Annotated in this window: 15 protein-coding genes and 2 pseudogenes; 12 read left to right on the forward strand and 5 right to left on the reverse strand. The window is 75.3% G+C overall.

Translation table 11 applies throughout. The features are described 5' to 3' along the window. The first annotated feature begins 25 nt into the window (after nucleotides 1-25). On the forward strand, nucleotides 26-538 hold the full coding sequence (locus tag AB0N17_RS19180; RefSeq protein WP_366012544.1) for a GNAT family N-acetyltransferase: 513 nt from the start codon (nucleotides 26-28) through the stop codon (nucleotides 536-538). Nucleotides 539-742: 204 nt separating this feature from the next. Here the strand turns inward: AB0N17_RS19180 and AB0N17_RS19185 are convergent, their stop codons facing one another. Continuing rightward, nucleotides 743-1,177, reverse strand: a complete 435-nt coding sequence (locus tag AB0N17_RS19185) for an SPW repeat protein (RefSeq protein ID WP_366012545.1) — start codon at nucleotides 1,175-1,177, stop codon at nucleotides 743-745. A gap of 260 nt (nucleotides 1,178-1,437) precedes the next feature. Then, on the reverse strand, nucleotides 1,438-2,109 hold the full coding sequence (locus AB0N17_RS19190) for a sigma-70 family RNA polymerase sigma factor (protein WP_366012628.1): 672 nt from the start codon (nucleotides 2,107-2,109) through the stop codon (nucleotides 1,438-1,440). Nucleotides 2,110-2,314: 205 nt separating this feature from the next. Between AB0N17_RS19190 and AB0N17_RS19195 the strand changes: the two genes are divergently transcribed. Beyond that, entirely contained in the window at nucleotides 2,315-3,352 is a 1,038-nt protein-coding gene (locus AB0N17_RS19195; RefSeq protein WP_366012546.1) for a MerR family transcriptional regulator, read from the forward strand. A gap of 824 nt (nucleotides 3,353-4,176) precedes the next feature. Here AB0N17_RS19195 and AB0N17_RS19200 read toward each other — a convergent pair. Both AB0N17_RS19200 and AB0N17_RS19205 read right to left on the reverse strand, forming a co-directional pair. Then, complete coding sequence (locus AB0N17_RS19200; RefSeq protein ID WP_366012547.1) at nucleotides 4,177-5,553, reverse strand: deoxyribodipyrimidine photo-lyase; 1,377 nt, start codon at nucleotides 5,551-5,553, stop codon at nucleotides 4,177-4,179. A gap of 161 nt (nucleotides 5,554-5,714) precedes the next feature. Then, the gene (locus AB0N17_RS19205) at nucleotides 5,715-7,232 is read right to left on the reverse strand and encodes an SDR family oxidoreductase (protein ID WP_366012548.1); all 1,518 of its coding nucleotides are present in this window, start codon (nucleotides 7,230-7,232) and stop codon (nucleotides 5,715-5,717) included. A gap of 196 nt (nucleotides 7,233-7,428) precedes the next feature. On the opposite strand from AB0N17_RS19205, the gene AB0N17_RS19210 reads away from it, so the two are divergent. From AB0N17_RS19210 to AB0N17_RS19220, 3 genes and pseudogenes are all read left to right on the forward strand, one after another. Then, nucleotides 7,429-7,605, forward strand: a complete 177-nt coding sequence (locus tag AB0N17_RS19210; protein WP_366012549.1) for a hypothetical protein — start codon at nucleotides 7,429-7,431, stop codon at nucleotides 7,603-7,605. A 253-nt stretch (nucleotides 7,606-7,858) separates the two neighbouring features. Then, nucleotides 7,859-8,162: pseudogene (locus AB0N17_RS19215) on the forward strand (hypothetical protein); the annotation flags it as partial. Nucleotides 8,163-8,190: 28 nt separating this feature from the next. After that, nucleotides 8,191-8,726, forward strand: a pseudogene (locus tag AB0N17_RS19220) (HXXEE domain-containing protein). Here AB0N17_RS19220 and AB0N17_RS19225 read toward each other — a convergent pair. Continuing rightward, the gene (locus AB0N17_RS19225; protein WP_366012550.1) at nucleotides 8,709-9,770 is read right to left on the reverse strand and encodes an acyl-CoA dehydrogenase family protein; all 1,062 of its coding nucleotides are present in this window, start codon (nucleotides 9,768-9,770) and stop codon (nucleotides 8,709-8,711) included. The pseudogene AB0N17_RS19220 and the gene AB0N17_RS19225 overlap by 18 nt on opposite strands. A 113-nt stretch (nucleotides 9,771-9,883) precedes the next feature. Between AB0N17_RS19225 and AB0N17_RS19230 the strand changes: the two genes are divergently transcribed. From AB0N17_RS19230 to AB0N17_RS19260, 7 genes are all read left to right on the forward strand, one after another. Beyond that, entirely contained in the window at nucleotides 9,884-10,234 is a 351-nt protein-coding gene (locus AB0N17_RS19230; protein WP_366012551.1) for a YciI family protein, read from the forward strand. An 11-nt stretch (nucleotides 10,235-10,245) separates the two neighbouring features. After that, on the forward strand, nucleotides 10,246-11,448 hold the full coding sequence (locus AB0N17_RS19235; protein WP_366012552.1) for an RNA polymerase sigma factor: 1,203 nt from the start codon (nucleotides 10,246-10,248) through the stop codon (nucleotides 11,446-11,448). Nucleotides 11,449-11,565: 117 nt separating this feature from the next. Continuing rightward, nucleotides 11,566-12,888, forward strand: a complete 1,323-nt coding sequence (locus AB0N17_RS19240; protein ID WP_366012553.1) for an aldehyde dehydrogenase family protein — start codon at nucleotides 11,566-11,568, stop codon at nucleotides 12,886-12,888. A 41-nt stretch (nucleotides 12,889-12,929) separates the two neighbouring features. Next, on the forward strand, nucleotides 12,930-13,865 hold the full coding sequence (locus AB0N17_RS19245) for an aldo/keto reductase (RefSeq protein ID WP_366012554.1): 936 nt from the start codon (nucleotides 12,930-12,932) through the stop codon (nucleotides 13,863-13,865). A gap of 110 nt (nucleotides 13,866-13,975) precedes the next feature. Further along, on the forward strand, nucleotides 13,976-14,359 hold the full coding sequence (locus AB0N17_RS19250; RefSeq protein WP_366012555.1) for a BlaI/MecI/CopY family transcriptional regulator: 384 nt from the start codon (nucleotides 13,976-13,978) through the stop codon (nucleotides 14,357-14,359). Next, complete coding sequence (locus AB0N17_RS19255) at nucleotides 14,356-15,282, forward strand: M48 family metalloprotease (RefSeq protein ID WP_366012556.1); 927 nt, start codon at nucleotides 14,356-14,358, stop codon at nucleotides 15,280-15,282. Before AB0N17_RS19250 ends, AB0N17_RS19255 begins: the two co-directional genes overlap by 4 nt. Nucleotides 15,283-15,391: 109 nt before the next feature. Next, nucleotides 15,392-15,784, forward strand: coding sequence for a VOC family protein (locus AB0N17_RS19260; protein WP_366012558.1), 393 nt, complete (start codon nucleotides 15,392-15,394; stop codon nucleotides 15,782-15,784). Nucleotides 15,785-15,842 lie beyond the last annotated feature (58 nt).

Genomic DNA, 15,842 nt, shown 5'->3' on the forward strand with positions numbered 1-15,842 from the left:
CCGTCCGCCGGGGAGGATCCGTTTCATGACCGACATACACACGACCGACGTCTCCGTCCGTCTCGCGACCGCCGAGGACCGGCCCACCGTGGAACGGCTGTGGCTGATGTTCCGGCACGATCTGTCCGAGTTCCACGGCGTGCTGCCGGGCGCCGACGGTGGCTTCCGCAGCGACCGCCTCGAACACGCCTTCACCGCGCCCGGCTGGGTGCCGTACCTGCTGGCCTGCGGCGAGCGCCCCGCCGGACTCGCCTTCGTGCGCGGGCTGGACGGCCCGGTGCGGGTGCTGAACAGCTTCTTCGTGGTGCGCGGGGCACGGCGCCGGGGCATCGGGCTGCGCGCGGTGCGCGAGGTGCTCGGGCGGCACCCCGGGCCCTGGGAGATCGCCTTCCAGGAGGACAACCGGGCCGCCGTGTGCTTCTGGGAGCGCGTCGCCGAGGACGTCGCCGGGGGCGCCTGGACGCGCGAGCTGCGGCCGGTGCCGGGCCGGCCGGAGCTGCCGCCGGACGCCTGGATCTCCTTCGCCGTGACGGGCTGACCCGGTCACATCCCCGAACCGTGGGTGCCGTGCCGGCCGGCCTGACGTCGCTGCCGGCGACCGGCCGGACCCTGCCGCAGGAGCCGTGGACGGTGCCGGGCGGCTGAGGCGGGCGCGGGGAAGGGCCGGTCCGCCCGAGCGGACCGGCCCTTCCCTTCGTTACGGTGTCCGGTGCTCCCTGTGCTTCCTTCCCCGCGTCTCCTCCTAGGGCCTGGGTGTGCTCCTCGCCGCCGTGCCGGCGCATACGAGCCCGAGGACGATCGCCAGTGCGCCGATGACGACGTTGTTGACGATGACGCCCGTGTCGGGGCTGCTGCCCACGATCCAGGGGGCGATGATCATCCAGATGCCCAGGGCGCACATGGCCCAGCTGAGGCCGTACATCCGCTCGGGTGCCCTGGTGAATCCCAGCGCCAGCAGGCCGATCGCGATTCCCATGATCAGGTTGTGGGTCGTGAGGGCCGGCTGGCTCGCCGCGTAGTGAACGATCCACGGCGATGCCGCGCAGTACAGGCCGAGCAGGAACACCGGCCCGTCCACGAGCGCCACGTCGCGCCCGCCGAGCATGCGGGCGTAACGGTCGCGCATTTCGGAGACATCTGGGTGGCTGGAGATGTCACCCCTGTGGAGGTTGGCCATGACTCGTCTCCTTTGACTGTGCAGGCCGGACCGCGTCTGGTGCGGAGTGCGGTAAGCGCCGCTTATCCCATTTTGCTCTTATTTCTTCTTTATGTGTAGAGGTGTGAATGCGTGCGGCGACGGGCGTTCGGTGGCCGGTGGACAGCATGCGCATCGTTCGTGCAGCGTCCTGGTGTCCCGGGTGTCCTGGTGTCCCGGGTGTCCTGGGTGTTCCGGGCGTCCCGGGCGTCCCGGGCGTTCCGGGCGTTTCGGCGGGACTCTCAGAAGGCCCCGTCGTCGGCGCACAGGTTGCGCCGCAGCCGGTGCAGGCCCCGGCGGGCATGGCTCTTGACGGTGCCCAGCGGCCACCCGGTGCGCTCGGCGATCTGGGTCTGGGTGAGGTCCTCGAAGTAGGCGAGGCGCAGTACGCGCTGCTGGTCCGCGGGGAGCCGGGCCAGCTCGGCGCGCACGAGCACCCGGTCCAGCACGGCCTCGGGCCGGTCCTCGTCCGGCTCGGTCCGCGCCAGCACCCCGGCGGCAGCGGCGGCCAACTCGCCGCGGCGGGTCCGCGCGGAGAGGGCGTCGGCGATCCGGTGCCGGGCGATGCCGACGATCCACCCGGCCGGCGCGCCGCGCTCGGGCCGGTAACCGGCATGCCCGCGCCAGGCGCCGAGGAACACCTGCTGGGTGACGTCCTCGGCTTCCCCGGCGTCGCCGAGCGAGCGCCGGGCCAGCGTGTGCACCAGGCCCGACCAGCGCAGGTAGGCCGCGGTGAGACAGGCGTCGTCACCGGCCGCCAGGCCCCGGGCCAGCTCCTCGTCGGCGAGCGGGCCCTCGGCGAACGACTCCTCTGCGGACGGTCCCCCGGTGGACGGGCGGGGCGGCCGGCGGGTGGACCGCTCGGCCGATGCCACGGCGCCGCCCGGCGGGACGGCGGTCGGAAGCGGGCTCATGACGACGGCTCCTTCCCGTGCGGCGTGGCTACGGACCCGGAGGGCGGTGACGGGGCTACCGGTGACGGTGACGGTGACGGTGACGGTGACGGTGACGGTGACGGTGCCGGGGCTCATGCCTTGTCCCTTCCTCCTGGCCCCCCATCGTGGGAGCCGGTCCGCCGGCCCCTCAACCCGCATCGGTTGTGCGTCGTATAGTCGCCGCATGGGTACTCCGGAGAGGGCCGGGGCCGGGGAGCCGGGGCTGACCACGGGCGCGCTCGCCCGCCGGCTCGGCGTCTCGCCCACCACGCTGCGGTCCTGGGACCGTCGGTACGGCATCGGCCCCGCCGCCCGCACCGACGGCCGGCACCGGCGCTGGGCGCCGGGCGACGTGGCGGTGCTGGAGGCGATGTGCCGGCTGACCGCGTCCGGCGTGCCCCCCGCGGAAGCCGCGCGCGCCGCGCGCGAGCGCACGGACCGGGGCGCCGCCCGCGACACCGCCGCACCCCCATCGGCCGCACCCCCGCCGGCCGTACCCCCGCCGGCCGCGCGACCACGGACGTCCGGCACCCCGTCCCCGGCCTCCGTGGGCCGGCACGGCCGGGGCCTGGCCCGTGCGGCCGTGCGGCTGGACGCAGCGGCCCTGGAGGAGCGGCTGGAAGCCGTCGTGACCGCGTACGGGGTGGTGGCCGCCTGGCAGGACGTGATGGTGCCGGCCCTGCACGCCGTGGGCCGCCAGTGGGCTTCGTCGGGCGACCGGTACGTCGAGGTGGAGCACCTGCTGTCCTGGCACGTCTCCACCACCCTGCGCCGGCACACCCGGCAGGCCGGGCCGGCCGACGACCTCGCCGGCGCGGCGCCGGTCGTCCTGGCCTGTGTCCCCGGCGAGCAGCACACCCTCCCGCTGGAGGCGCTCAACGCCGCGCTGAGCCATGTCCCGGTCCCGACGCGCATGTTCGGCGCCGCCGTCCCGGCGGAGGCGCTCGCGGCGGCGGTGCGGCGCGTGGGTCCGGCCGCCGTGCTGCTGTGGGCGCAGGCACGTTCCACGGCGAGCCTGCCGCTGGCCGAGCACATCGCGGCCATGGAGTGGGGCGTCAAGGGCGCCCGCGCCGGGCCACTGGTGCTGCTCGCGGGCCCGGGCTGGGCGGGGCGTCCCGCCCGAGGCATGGCACGTCCCACCGGCCTGCGCGAGGCGCTCGACCTCCTGACGACGACACACCGCCCCCGGACCGCGCGGCGCCTCGGACCGCCGCATCCCTGAAGCGGGGCGACGGCCCCGCCCACGCTGAGCCCCTCCGGGGGGGGCGGGCGCATCCCTGCCGGTGCGTGACGGCCGTGCGGCGAGCCCGCGGCCTGGTCCGCGCTGAGCCCCTCCAGGGGCCGGCGGATCGCTGTCGGTTGCGTGACGGCCACGGGAGGCGCGGGCGGCCTGGTCCGTGCTGAGCCCGGCCGGCGCCCCGTGGCCCGCGCTCAGCCCCTCCAGGGGGCGACGGCGTCCCTGCTGCTGCGTGACGGCCGCGGGAGGCGCGGGCGGCTTGGTCCGCGCTCAGCCCCTCCGGGGGCCGGCGGATCGCTGCCGGTGCGTGACGGCCATCGGGCCGCGCGTCCTGTGAGGCGGGACGCCCACGAGCCGACGCGGCGTCCCGCCGCCTGCTACCGGGAGACCGCCTCCCGCTACAGCCGCCCGCCGCCTGCCGTCCGCCACCCGCAGGCCTCCGCCCGCCCCGGTCGGTAGGCGCCCGCTACAGCCGCGGCGGTCCGCCGCCTGCCGCCCGCCACCCGCAGGCCTCCGCCCACCCCTGTCGGTAGGCGCCCGCTACAGCCGCCTGCCGCCCCTGCCGCCTGCCCCAGACGGTGGGCGCCCGCCCCTGACGGTAGGCGCCCGCCCCAGACGGCAGGCGCCCGCCCCGGTCGGCAGACATCTGTCCCCGGCCGATCGGGGCCCGTTCCAGGCGGATGGCAGGCCGACGCGCGCTGCCCCGCCGGCCGGTGGCCGATCCCACGTCCACCGGCTCTCGTCCGTCCGTCGGTTCCGCCCCGCCCCGCCGGCCGAGCGCCGGTCACGCCCGCCGTCTCACCGTTCGGTCAGTCGCGGCCACGGGCGTGTTTGAAGCGGGCCAGGGACTCGGTGAGGTCGACGATCGGGTCCGGGTAGCCGGTGATGCGCTCCCGGTCCGGCGGCGAGAGCTTCCACGGTTCGTGCACCGCGCCGCCCGGCACCCCCGCCAGCTCGGGCACCCAGCGCCGTACGTACGTGCCGTCGGGGTCGTACCGCCTGGCCTGGGCGAGGGGATTGAGGACCCGGTGCGGGCGGGTGTCCGTGCCGGTGCCCGCCACCCACTGCCAGTTCAGCTGGTTGTTGGCCACGTCCCCGTCGACCAGGAACTCCAGGAAGTGGCGGGCGCCGACGCGCCAGTCGACGTACAGCGTCTTGGCCAGGAAGCTCGCGGTCAGCAGGCGCCCGCGGTTGTGCATCCAGCCCTCGTGCCGCAGCTGGCGCATCGCCGCGTCGACCACCGGATAGCCGGTACGGCCCTCCCGCCACGCCTCGATGTCCGCACGGGCGGTCCGCTCGGACCGCCAGCTGTCGTGCCGGGTGCGATAGTCGTCACGGGCCGCGGCGGGCCGCGCCGCGAGGACCTGCCGGTGGAAGTCGCGCCAGGCGAGCTGCCGTACGAACGCCTCCGCGCCCGGGCCGCCCGCCTGGCGCGCCCGGTGGACGAGTTCGACGGGCGACAGGGTGCCGAAGTGCAGGTGCGGCGAGAGCCGGGAGGTCGCGTCCCCGGCGAGGTCGTCGTACCCGTCCTCGTAGCCGGCCACGCCCGAGTGGAGCCAGGCGGCGAGCCGCTTCCTGCCCTCCCGCTCGCCGCCCGTGGCCAGCCCGGGTGAGACCCCCGGCAGCGCGGCACGGGACGGCAGGCCCTCCGAGCCGATGCCGTCCGGCACGCGCACCGAGCGGGGGGCCGCGAGCGGGTCCCGCAGCCGTTGCGCCGACCACCTGCGGAAGTACGGCGTGAACACGGCGAAGTGATCGGAGGCGGACGGGGTCACCGAGCCGGGCACCACCGCCGTGGTCACCGTGTCGTGGACGTGCAGTCGCCGCCCGTCCGCCTCCAGCGCGCGCCGCAGCCGCCGTTCCCGCGCCGCGGCGTAGGCGCTGACGTCGGCCGCCAGGTGCACCTCGTCGGCATCGGCCTCCGCGGCCACCGCGCAGACCTCCTTCACCACGTCGCCGGAGCGCACCACGAGCCGTCCGCCGCGCTCGCGCAGCCCCCCGTCCAGGTCGCGCAGACAGTCGGCGAGGAAGGCCAGCCGGTTGGGCGCGGCGAACCCCGCCTCCGCCACGGCGCGGTCGCGCACGAAGAGGGGGACCACCTCGCGGGCCCCGGCCAGCGCGGCCCGCAGGGGCGGATGGTCGTGCAGACGGAGGTCGCCGGTGAACAGGACGAGCGAGACGTACATGGTGCGGCTCCGGGCAGCGGGAGGTGGACGATGGGCGGTTCCGGCTCGGTGGGCCCGGCGGATGCGGGTGCCGGCAGCGGGTGTCGACGGCTCAGCAGCGGGTGCCAACGGCTCAGCCCGGTCGGCCCGGCGGACGCCGACGCCACCTGGCGGACGCCGCATCACCTGGCGGGCGCGCCCTCCGGGGTGCGTCGCGCCGCCGCCCGCGCGATGTTGCGGGCCATGCCGCCGAACACGACGGCGTGGAAGGGGGAGACGCCCCACCAGTAGGCCTGTCCGAGCAGGCCGTGCGGATGGAACAGGGCGCGCTGGCGATAGCGGCTGCACCCGTCGCCGTCCGGCTCGGCGTACATCTCCAGCCAGGCCAGGCCGGGCAGCCGCATCTCGGCCCGCAGCCGCAGCAGACGGCCCCGCTCGATCTCCTCGACCCGCCAGAAGTCCAGCGAGTCGCCCACCCGCAGCCGCTGCCCGTCCCGGCGGCCCCGGCGCAGGCCGACCCCCCCGGCCAGCCGGTCCAGCCACCCGCGCAGGCTCCAGGCGAGGGGGAAGGAGTACCAGCCGTTCTCGCCGCCGACGCCCTCGATCACCCGCCACAGCTCGTCCACCGGGGCGTCCACGGCCGCTCCCCGGTGGTCGGTGTAGAGGCTGCCGCCGGCCCAGTCGGGGTCGGTGGGCAGCGGATCGCTCGGCGCTCCGGGCAGCGCGGCCGACGACCAGCGCGTGATCACCTGCGCCTCGCGGACCCGCCGCAGGGCCAGCCGTACCGCCTCGTCGAAGCCGAGCGGATGCCCCGGCGGGTCCGGTACGTACCGCGTGATGTCCCGCTCGTGGCAGACCACCTCGTGCCGCAGCGACTCGGTCAACGGCCGGGCGAGGGACGCCGGGACCGGGGTGACGAGGCCCACCCACAGGCTGGACAGGCCCGGGGTGAGGACCGGGACGGGCAGGATCACCCGGGGCGGCAGGCCCGCCACGCGCGCGTAGCGGAGCATCATGTCCCGGTACGTCAGGACCTCCGGGCCGCCGATGTCGAAGGTCCGGTTGACGTCACCGGGCAGCCGCGCGCAGCCCGCGAGGAGGCGCAGCACGTCGCGTACGGCGATGGGCTGGATGCGGGTGTGCACCCAGCTCGGCGTGACCATCACCGGCAGCCGTTCGGTGAGGTGGCGCAGCATCTCGAAGGAGGCCGAGCCGGAGCCGATGACGACCGCGGCACGCAGCACGGCGGTCGGTACGCCCGACGCCAGGAGGACCCGGCCGACCTCCGCGCGGGAACGCAGGTGCGGGGAGAGGTCCTCCTCGGGAACACCGGCCGGGGTGAGACCGCCCAGGTAGACGATGCGGCGCACGCCGGCCGCCCGCGCCCGCTCGCCGAAGATGCGGGCCGCGCGGCGGTCGGCCGCCTCGAAGTCCTTGCCGGAGCCGAGCGCGTGCACCAGGTAGTAGGCGACGTCGACGTCGCGCATCGCCTCGGCGACCGAGCCCGCGTCGGTCACGTCGCCCCGGACGATCTCCACCTCGTCCGCCCACGGGTGGTCGCGGAGCTTGCCCGGGGAGCGAGCCAGGCAGCGCACCCGGTGCCCGGCGGTCAGCAGCTCGGGCACGAGCCGTCCGCCGATGTAGCCGGTCGCGCCCGTGACCAGACAGCGCAGTCGTTCCGTCGGCTCGTGGTCGTTCATCGCTCAGGTCCTCCGCGTCGGTGGTTCCCGGGGCTCTTCCCGCCGGGTACCCCGGTCGGATGCACGGCCGCCGTGTCTCCCTCCCCGGGCGCCCCGCAACGCCCGGCCGGGTGACATGTCCGCGGCTGTCCGGGGCAGGCGAGAGGTACAGGACGTACATTCCGTCCGACGAGATCGCTGGAGGTGACCGGCAGTCATGGCTGCGAAGGTGTTGGAGCGATTCCCCGCCGGGGCGCCGCGTGGGTCCTGGCCGGCCGAGGAGTACGCGGCGGCCCGCCGTGCCGAGGGACAGCCCGCGACCGTGGTGATGGACCTGAGGTCCGACGCCTTCCTCGTCGTGGTCGACCGGCCGGACGACGACGGCCGTGCCTGACCCGGCGGGCCTCAGCGGTCCGCCTGCCCCGTGCCCGCCACCTCCACCGGGGCGACCGGACGGCGGTCGACGAACTGCGTGCGTCACAGCCCGCGTTGAGCGAGACCGCGCCCGGTCGGCATAGGTGCAAGCCGCTCGCCGTGACCGTGCCCGCCGAGCGCGGCGGTGTCGACGTACGCGCCGGGACGCCGGCGGAGATCGTCCGGCTGTTCGGCTCCGCCGACGCCGGCGCGGTTCCTCGCGGCGGCCGGGGGGCCTGGAGATCCACCCCGGCCTGTGGGCCGGCTTCGGCCTGGTGCGCGGCGGCGGTACGGGCCTCACCCGCGGCCACGACGAGGTCGCCGCTCGGATCGAGGAGTACCACGCCCTCGGCATCGACGAGCTCGTGCTCTCCGGCTACCCGCGTCTGGAGGCGTACCGGTTCGGCGAGGGTGTCCTGCCCCGGTGCGCGGCACAGGGGCTCTCGCGGCACAGGTGCTCTCGCGGCTCAGGGGCTCTGGACGCACCCCGGCGGCGAGGCCGACGCCCCCTCGGCGCGGGTGCCGTCCGCGGGATGATCAACCCGCCCTGGCAGACTTCGGGTTCATGACAGACAGGTCGAACGAGGTTCCCGGGGCGGTCACTTGGGGGCTGCTCGCCGCACGGGCCGTCCACGACACCGAGGAACTGCTCATGCTGCCGCGCTGGCTGCGTACCCATGTGCCGGAGCTGCGCAAGCGGTTCCCCCGGGTGCCCGAGACGGTGTGGCGGCAGATGGAGGCCGTGGACGGCCGCGAGTTCGGCACCGCGGTCCCGCGATGGGCGTCGTGGTGGCCGCGGCGGCCGCCGACGGCCGGCGCACCGGGGGCCGCTCCGCCGCATACCGGACGGCACTCAACGGCTTCGGCCTGCACGGCCTGGTCCACCTGGCCCAGGCCGCGACCGTGCGCGGGTACACGCCGGGGTCCGTGACCACACCGCTGGTGGTGCTCCCCTTCACCGTGTGGGCCCGCGCCCGCCTGCGCCGGGCCGGCGCCCTGCCTCCCGCCCGCCCCCGCGACCTCGCGGAGGGCCTCGCCTTCGCCGCGGCGGCAGCGGTGGGCACGCACACCGTGGCCCGCGCTCTACTGCGGCGGCGCTGAGCGCGACACCTCCCCGTGGACCAGCGCCCGCAGATGCGCCTCACGCGATTCGGCCGTCTGTCCCTGCACCAGCAGGAACAGCCCCTCCCGCGCGAGCCGCTGCGCCCGGCTGGTCAGGGCCATCGAGCGGCCGCCACCGGCCACCACCGCCGCGGTGGTGGCCGTCCGCAGCGCCTCGTACGCCTCCGCGCGCACCGCGAGGCGCTCGCCGGCCCGCTCCTGCGGCACCGGATGGTCGGCCAGGGCGTAGGCCCGGCGGCGCACGTCCGCGAGCCGGGACCGCAGGGGCTCCGCGGTCCTCTCGTCCAGCAGTGACAGGGCGGCCTCGGCGAGCCCGAAGACGGCCGGAGGGGCGTTCAGCGTCCGGGCCCGGTCCCCGGGCGCCCAGGTCTCGTACGGTGCCCGCAGCGCCACGGCCTCCTCGGGCAGCCAGAGCCCGTCCAGCTCCAGCGACACCGTGCACGCGGCGGTGAGGGCCGCCAGCCGCATCGGCGCCGACGCCCGCAGCCCCGGCTGCTCGCGCGCCTCGGTGAAGGCGAACAGGACCTCACCGGCGGCGGTCATCCCGGCCAGCAGCATCACGTCGTTCAGGCCCCACCCGGTGTACCAGGGCACCGTCCCGTCGAACCGCCAGCCGTCCCCCTGCCGGTGCACCCGCACCGGGACGCGCGGATACGCCCGCAGGTGCGCGTAGGCCACCCCGGACAGCAGCTCCCCGCGGGACATGGGACCCAACAGCCTTTCCCGCACCGGCAGTTCGCTCTGCGCCAGAGTCTGCACCGGCGTGTGGTGCTGGGTCTGCACGAACCACGTCGCACAGCACGCCCCGGCCAGGATCTCCGCCGTCTCGCGCAGCACGGCCGGCGGCGCCCCGGAACCGCCGTAAGCGACCGGCGCGACCACCCCGAGCAGACCCGACCGCTTCACCGCCGCGATGTGGCTCCCGGGCACGCCCTCCTGGTCGACCCACTCGGCCTGGGGGGCGAGCAGGTCCGTGGCGAGCCGGCGGGCGCGGACGACGAGCGGATGCGCGGTGGTGGTCATGCCGAAGATTCTTCCGAAGAATTCCCGGGGCGCGGTGTCGATCCGCGGGCGTGCCGTTCGTGTAGGAGGTGTCAGGCACCCCGAGAGACCCTGTAGACGCCAAGGAGGACGTCATGAAGCACTACCTGCTCAGTGTGGTCCAGCCGGCCGACGGCACGCCGCCCGCCGCGGACGCGCTCGCCGGGATCATGCGCAACGTCGAGGCCTTCAACGACGAGCTGCGCGCCGCCGGCGCCTGGGTCTTCGCGGGCGGTCTGCACGGCCCGGAGACCGCGACCGTGCTGCGCCCCGAGGGCGGCGACGTCCTCATCACCGACGGCCCCTACGCCGAGGGCAAGGAATACCTGGGCGGGCTGTGCCTGATCCGCGCCGCCGACCTGGACGAGGCCCTGGAGTGGGGCCGCAAAGCCGCCCTGGCGACCACGCTGCCCATCGAGGTACGGCCCTTCGTGGACCAGCACTGAGGGTCGGCACCGTGCGGGACAGCGCCGGCGTCGAGGCCGTCTTCCGTGCCGAGTACGGGCGCGCGGTCTCCGTCCTCGTCCGCTTCCTCGGCGACATCGACCTCGCCGAGGAGGCGGTGCAGGATGCCTTCACCGCCGCCGTCCGCAGCTGGCCGGAGACCGGCGTGCCGCCGAGCCCGGCCGGCTGGATCATCACCACCGCACGCAACCGGGCCGTCGACCGGCTGCGCCGCGAGTCCACCCGGGACGCCCGGCACGCCGAGGCCGCCCGGCTGCGCACGCCCGCCGCACCGCCCGAGGAGGGCCCCGTGCGCGACGACCGGCTCCGCCTGATCTTCACCTGCTGCCACCCCGCGCTCGCCCCCCGCTCCCGGGTCGCCCTCACCCTGCGGCTGCTCGGCGGCCTGAGCACCGCCCAGATCGCCCGCGCCTTCCTGGTGCCCGAAGCCACCCTCGCCCAGCGGCTGGTGCGGGCCAAGGCGAAGATACGGGACGCGGGCATCCCGTACCGCGTGCCCCGCGACGCCGATCTGCCCGACCGGCTCGGCGGGGTCCTCGCCGTCGTCTACCTGATCTTCAACGAGGGCTTCACCGGCGACCCCGCCCTGGGTGCGGAGGCCCTGCGCCTCGGCCGGCTGCTCGCCGACCTGATGCCGGACGAACCCGAGGTCACCGGCCTGCTCGCGCTCATGCTGCTGACCGAGTCCCGCCGGCCCGCGCGGCAGGGGCAGGACGGCGTCCTGGTCCCGTTGCCCGCGCAGGACCGCGCGCTGTGGGACCGGGAGCTGATCGCCGAGGGCCAGGACCTGGTCCGCCGCTGTCTGCGCCGGGACCGGCCGGGGCCGTACCAGATCCAGGCCGCGATCCACGCGGTGCACAGCGACGCGCCCACGGCCGAGGCCACCGACTGGCGGCAGATCGTGACCCTGTACGACCAGCTCATGGCCGTGGCCCCGTCCCCGGTCGTCGCCCTGAACCGGGCGGTCGCCGTGGCGGAGCTCGAAGGACCGGCCGCGGCCCTCGGTCTGGTCGACGCCCTCGCCCTCGCGGACTACCACGTGCTCCACGCCGTACGCGCCGACCTGCTGCGCCGCCTGGGCCGGACCGCCGAGGCGGCGGCGGAGTACGGCAGGGCCGCCGAGCTGGCCGGAAGCGAGGCCGAACGGGCCTTCCTGCAGCGGCGCCGGCGAGAGCTCGCCCCGGAAGCGCCGTGACCCTCGTCACGCAACGCGACCGGAATTAACTTGAGTACCTGAAAGGTTGGTCTTTACATCCGATTGCCGAGACCCAGGCACGGGCCCAACCGCCCGTGCACCACCAGCGAGGCCCCCGTGACACACCCCGCCCCCGAGCAGCCCGCCGACATCGTGGCCCGGCTGCGCGCCACCTTCCGCACCGGCCGCACCAAGCCCGTCGCCTGGCGCACCGACCAGCTGCTCCGCCTGCGCACGCTGCTCACGGAACGCGGCGCCGACCTCGCCGCCGCCCTGCACACCGACCTCGGCAAGAGCCGCACCGAGGCCTACCGCACCGAGATCGACTTCACGATCCGCGAGATCGACCACACGCTGGAGCACCTGCCGGACTGGCTGCGGCCCGAGCCCGCGCCCGTCCCGGCCCACCTCGGCGCCGACGCGACGGCCTGGACGCAGTACGACCCCCTCGGCGTCGTCCTCGTCATCGCCCCGTGGAACTACCCCGCGCAGCTCCTGCTCGCCCCCATGGTCGGCGCACTGGCCTCCGGCAACGCGGTCGTCGCCAAGCCCAGCGAGCTGGCCCCGGCGACCTCGGCCGCGCTGGCCGAGCTGATCCCTGCCTACCTCGACACCGACGCGGTCGCCGTGGTCGAGGGCGGCGTCCCCCGGACAACGGCCCTGCTGGCCGAGCGCTTCGACCACATCTTCTACACCGGCAACGGCACCGTCGGCCGCATCGTGATGCGCGCCGCCGCCGAGCACCTCACCCCGGTCACGCTCGAACTGGGCGGCAAGTCCCCGGTGTTCGTGGACCGGGACACCGACCTGGACGTGGTCGCGGACCGGCTGGCCCGCGGCAAGTTCCTCAACGCCGGCCAGACCTGCGTCGCCCCCGACTACGTCCTGACCGACCCGGAGACCGCCCCCGCGCTGGAGGCCGCGCTGGTCCGCGCGGTCGAGTCGCTGTTCGGCACCGACCCCGAGGCCTCGCCCGAGTACGGCCGGATCATCAACGAGCGGCACTTCGACCGGCTCCGCGGACTGCTCGGCTCCGGCCGGATCGCGGCCGGCGGCGCGAGCGACCGCACGACCAGGTACATCGCCCCCACCGTCCTCGCCGACGTCGACCCCGGGTCGCCCGTCATGCAGGAGGAGATCTTCGGCCCGATCCTGCCGATCGTCACCGTGGCCGGCCGGGACGAGGCGATCGACTTCATCAACGACCGCGACAAGCCCCTCGCGCTGTACGTGTTCTCCGAGTCCGAGGAGACCCGGGCGCGGATCGCCGCCGAAACCTCCTCCGGCGGTCTCGGCCACGGCCTTCCCCTCGCCCACCTCACCGTCTCCGACCTGCCGTTCGGCGGCGTCGGGGAGAGCGGCACGGGCAGCTACCACGGCCGGTACTCCCTCGACGCGTTCAGCCACCGCAAGGCCGTGCTGCACAAGCCGCTGAGCTGAATCCCCCCGTCCTGGGGGCCGGATGTGCGACACTCCGCCGGATGACCGCTGAAACGATCACCGCGGACGCCTCCGGCACCTGGAGACTCGGCGACCTGCCCGTCCACCGCATCGGGTTCGGCGCGATGCGGCTGACGGGCAGCGCCGCCTTCCACCACGGCACCCCGAGCGACCGTGCCCGCTCGATCGCCGTGCTGCGCAGGGCCGTCGAACTCGGTGTGAACCACATCGACACCGCCGCCTTCTACTTCTCATCCCTGCGCTCCGCCAACGAACTGATCAACACCGCCCTCGGCCCGTACCCGGACGGCCTCGTCATCGCCACCAAAGTGGGCCCCGTCCGCGACCACGACGGCGAGTGGGGCACACCGGCCCGGCCCGACCAGCTGCGCGGCCACGTCGAGGAGAACCTGCGCCAGCTCGGCCGCGACCACCTCGACGTCGTCCATCTGCGCCGGATGGACCAGGAGTCGATCGCCGAGCACTTCGGCGCCCTCGCCGAACTGCGCGAGGCCGGTCTGATCCGGCACCTGGGCATCTCCGGCGTCGGCCCCCGCCACCTCGCCGAGGCGCTGCGGATCGCCCCGGTGGTGTCCGTGCAGAACCGGTACGCCCTCGACCGCCCCGCTCCCGTCGACGACGAGATGGTGCGCATCTGCGGCGAACACGGCATCGCGTTCGTGCCGTTCTTCGCCGTCGCCGGTCAGGGCGCGGAACGGGCGGCGACCGCGACCCACGACGACGAGGTGCTCGCCGTCGCCCGCGCGCACGGCGCGAGCCCCGCGCAGATCCGCCTCGCCTGGACCCTGCACCAGGGTCCGCACGTCCTCGCCATCCCCGGCACCGGCGACCCGGACCACCTGACGGAGAACGTCGCGGCGGGCGCCCTGCGCCTCACCGGCGAGGAGCTGAGACGACTGGACGTCCTGCACGGCGGCCGGAGCCGACCGAGCGGCACCGGCGACCGTCGGCCCTGACCGGGCCCCTCGTCCCCTGCGGCCGCACAGCCGTACGAAGGCCCGGTTGACTACTATTCTGTAGACGGTTGCCCTGACCGCATACCACTCCGGGGGTGAGGAACGTTCCCATGACCGACGACGTGAAGGACGAACGCCGGCCGGCCGGTGAACTCGAAGCGAGCGTCCTGGCCGCCCTCTGGGCCGCGGGCGCGCCCCGGACGGCCGGACAGGTCCAGCAGAACCTCGGCACGGACCTCGCCCGTACGACGGTGACCACGATCCTCACCCGGCTGCACGACAAGGGAGTCGTCGAGCGCCGGCGCCAGGGCCGCGGCTACGCCTACTTCCCGGTCCGGGACGTCCAGGACGCCCAGGGTCTCACCGCCCGCCGGATGCACAGCGAACTGGACCGCGACAGCGACCGCGAGACCGTCCTCGCCCGGTTCGTCGCCCAGCTCAACCCGGACGACGAACGCGTCCTGCGTGACCTGCTCGAGTCCGACGACCGATGACCGCCCTGCTCCTGCTGCCCCTGCTGCTGCCGTTCGCCCTGCCGGCCCTGGCCCGCCGGACGCTGGCCCGGCTGACCCCGGTCGCCGCGCTGTGGGCCGTCACCGTCTGTGCGATCGTGCTGGCCGGGTGCTCGCTGGCCGCGCTCGGCGCGTTCGTCCTCATCGGGCTGCTGGAGGTCCCGCTCTTCGCCGCGTTCGGCGAGCTGGTCCATCCGCTGCACACCGCCTCCGACCTGGTCGTCCTGCCCGCCGCCGCGACCTCCGTCGGCGCCCTGGCGGTCTGCGGCTGGACCCTGGTCCGCTCGGTGCTGCACCAGACCCGCGCCTTCCGCGCGGCCCGCACGGAGGCCGGGCGCGGACCCGCCGCCGGTGACCTGTGCGTGGTGGACTCGTCCCGCCCCGACGCCTACGCCCTGCCCGGCCGCCCCCACCGCATCGTCGTCACCACAGCGATGCTCCGCAGCCTGGACGCCCCCGAGCGGGAGGCCCTGTTCGCGCACGAGCGGGCGCACAACGAGGGCGGCCACCACTACTTCCTCGCCGCCGCCGAACTCGCCGCCCACTGCCACCCCGCGCTGCGCCCGGTCCGCGACACCATCCGCCTCGCCGCCGAGCGCGCCGCCGACGAGGCCGCCGCGCGTTCGGTCGGCGACCGCCGGCTCACCGCCCGGGCCATCGCCCGTGCGGCCCTCGCCGGCCGGCCCGCCGCCTCCGGGCGCCCCGACTTCGCCGCCGCGGCGACCACGGGTCCCGTCCCGCAGCGTGTCCAGGCACTGCTGGCCGCCCCCCGCGCCCGGCGCACCGGCCGGCCGGTCGCCGCGCTGCTCATCGCCTGCACCGCCGTCTCCTGCGTGGCCTCGGTCAGCGGCATGGCCGACTTCCACCACCGGGTCGAGGTCGCCCAGGGCGACGAGCGGCCCTGACCGCGGGATGCTCGCGGCCACCCCGGGACAACGCGCGTAGAACGGGACTGGCGCCGGCAGGGTTTTACGTATAACCTCACCCGCTAACCACCCCCACCGGAAGGTCCCGATGCGACGCGTCGCCCTGGTCGCCCTCGTCGTCGACGACTACGACGAGGCCATCCGCTTCTACACCGAGGCCCTCGGATTCCACCTGGCCGAGGATGCCCCGCGCCCCGACGGCTCCCGCTGGGTCGTCGTGGAACCCGGTGGCGACGCCACCGGCACCGGCCTGCTGCTGGCCCGCGCCAAGGACGAGCAACAGCGGGCCCGCGTCGGCGACCAGACCGGCGGACGCGTCGGCTTCTTCCTGCACACCGACGACTTCGCCCGCGACCATGCCCGCATGGCCGCCGCCGGCGTGACCTTCCTGGAGGAGCCGCGCCACGAGCCGTACGGCACCGTCGCGGTCTTCCAGGACCTGTACGGCAACCGCTGGGACCTGCTGCAGCCCGCCGGCTGAGCTTCCTCCCCCCCGCGTGCGCTCCTCCCGCCGCACGCCCCCCGCAGTTTCGAACCGC

Origin of the sequence: Streptomyces sp. NPDC051133, from assembly GCF_040682635.1 — a bacterium.
Taxonomy (GTDB): Bacteria; Actinomycetota; Actinomycetes; order Streptomycetales; family Streptomycetaceae; genus Streptomyces.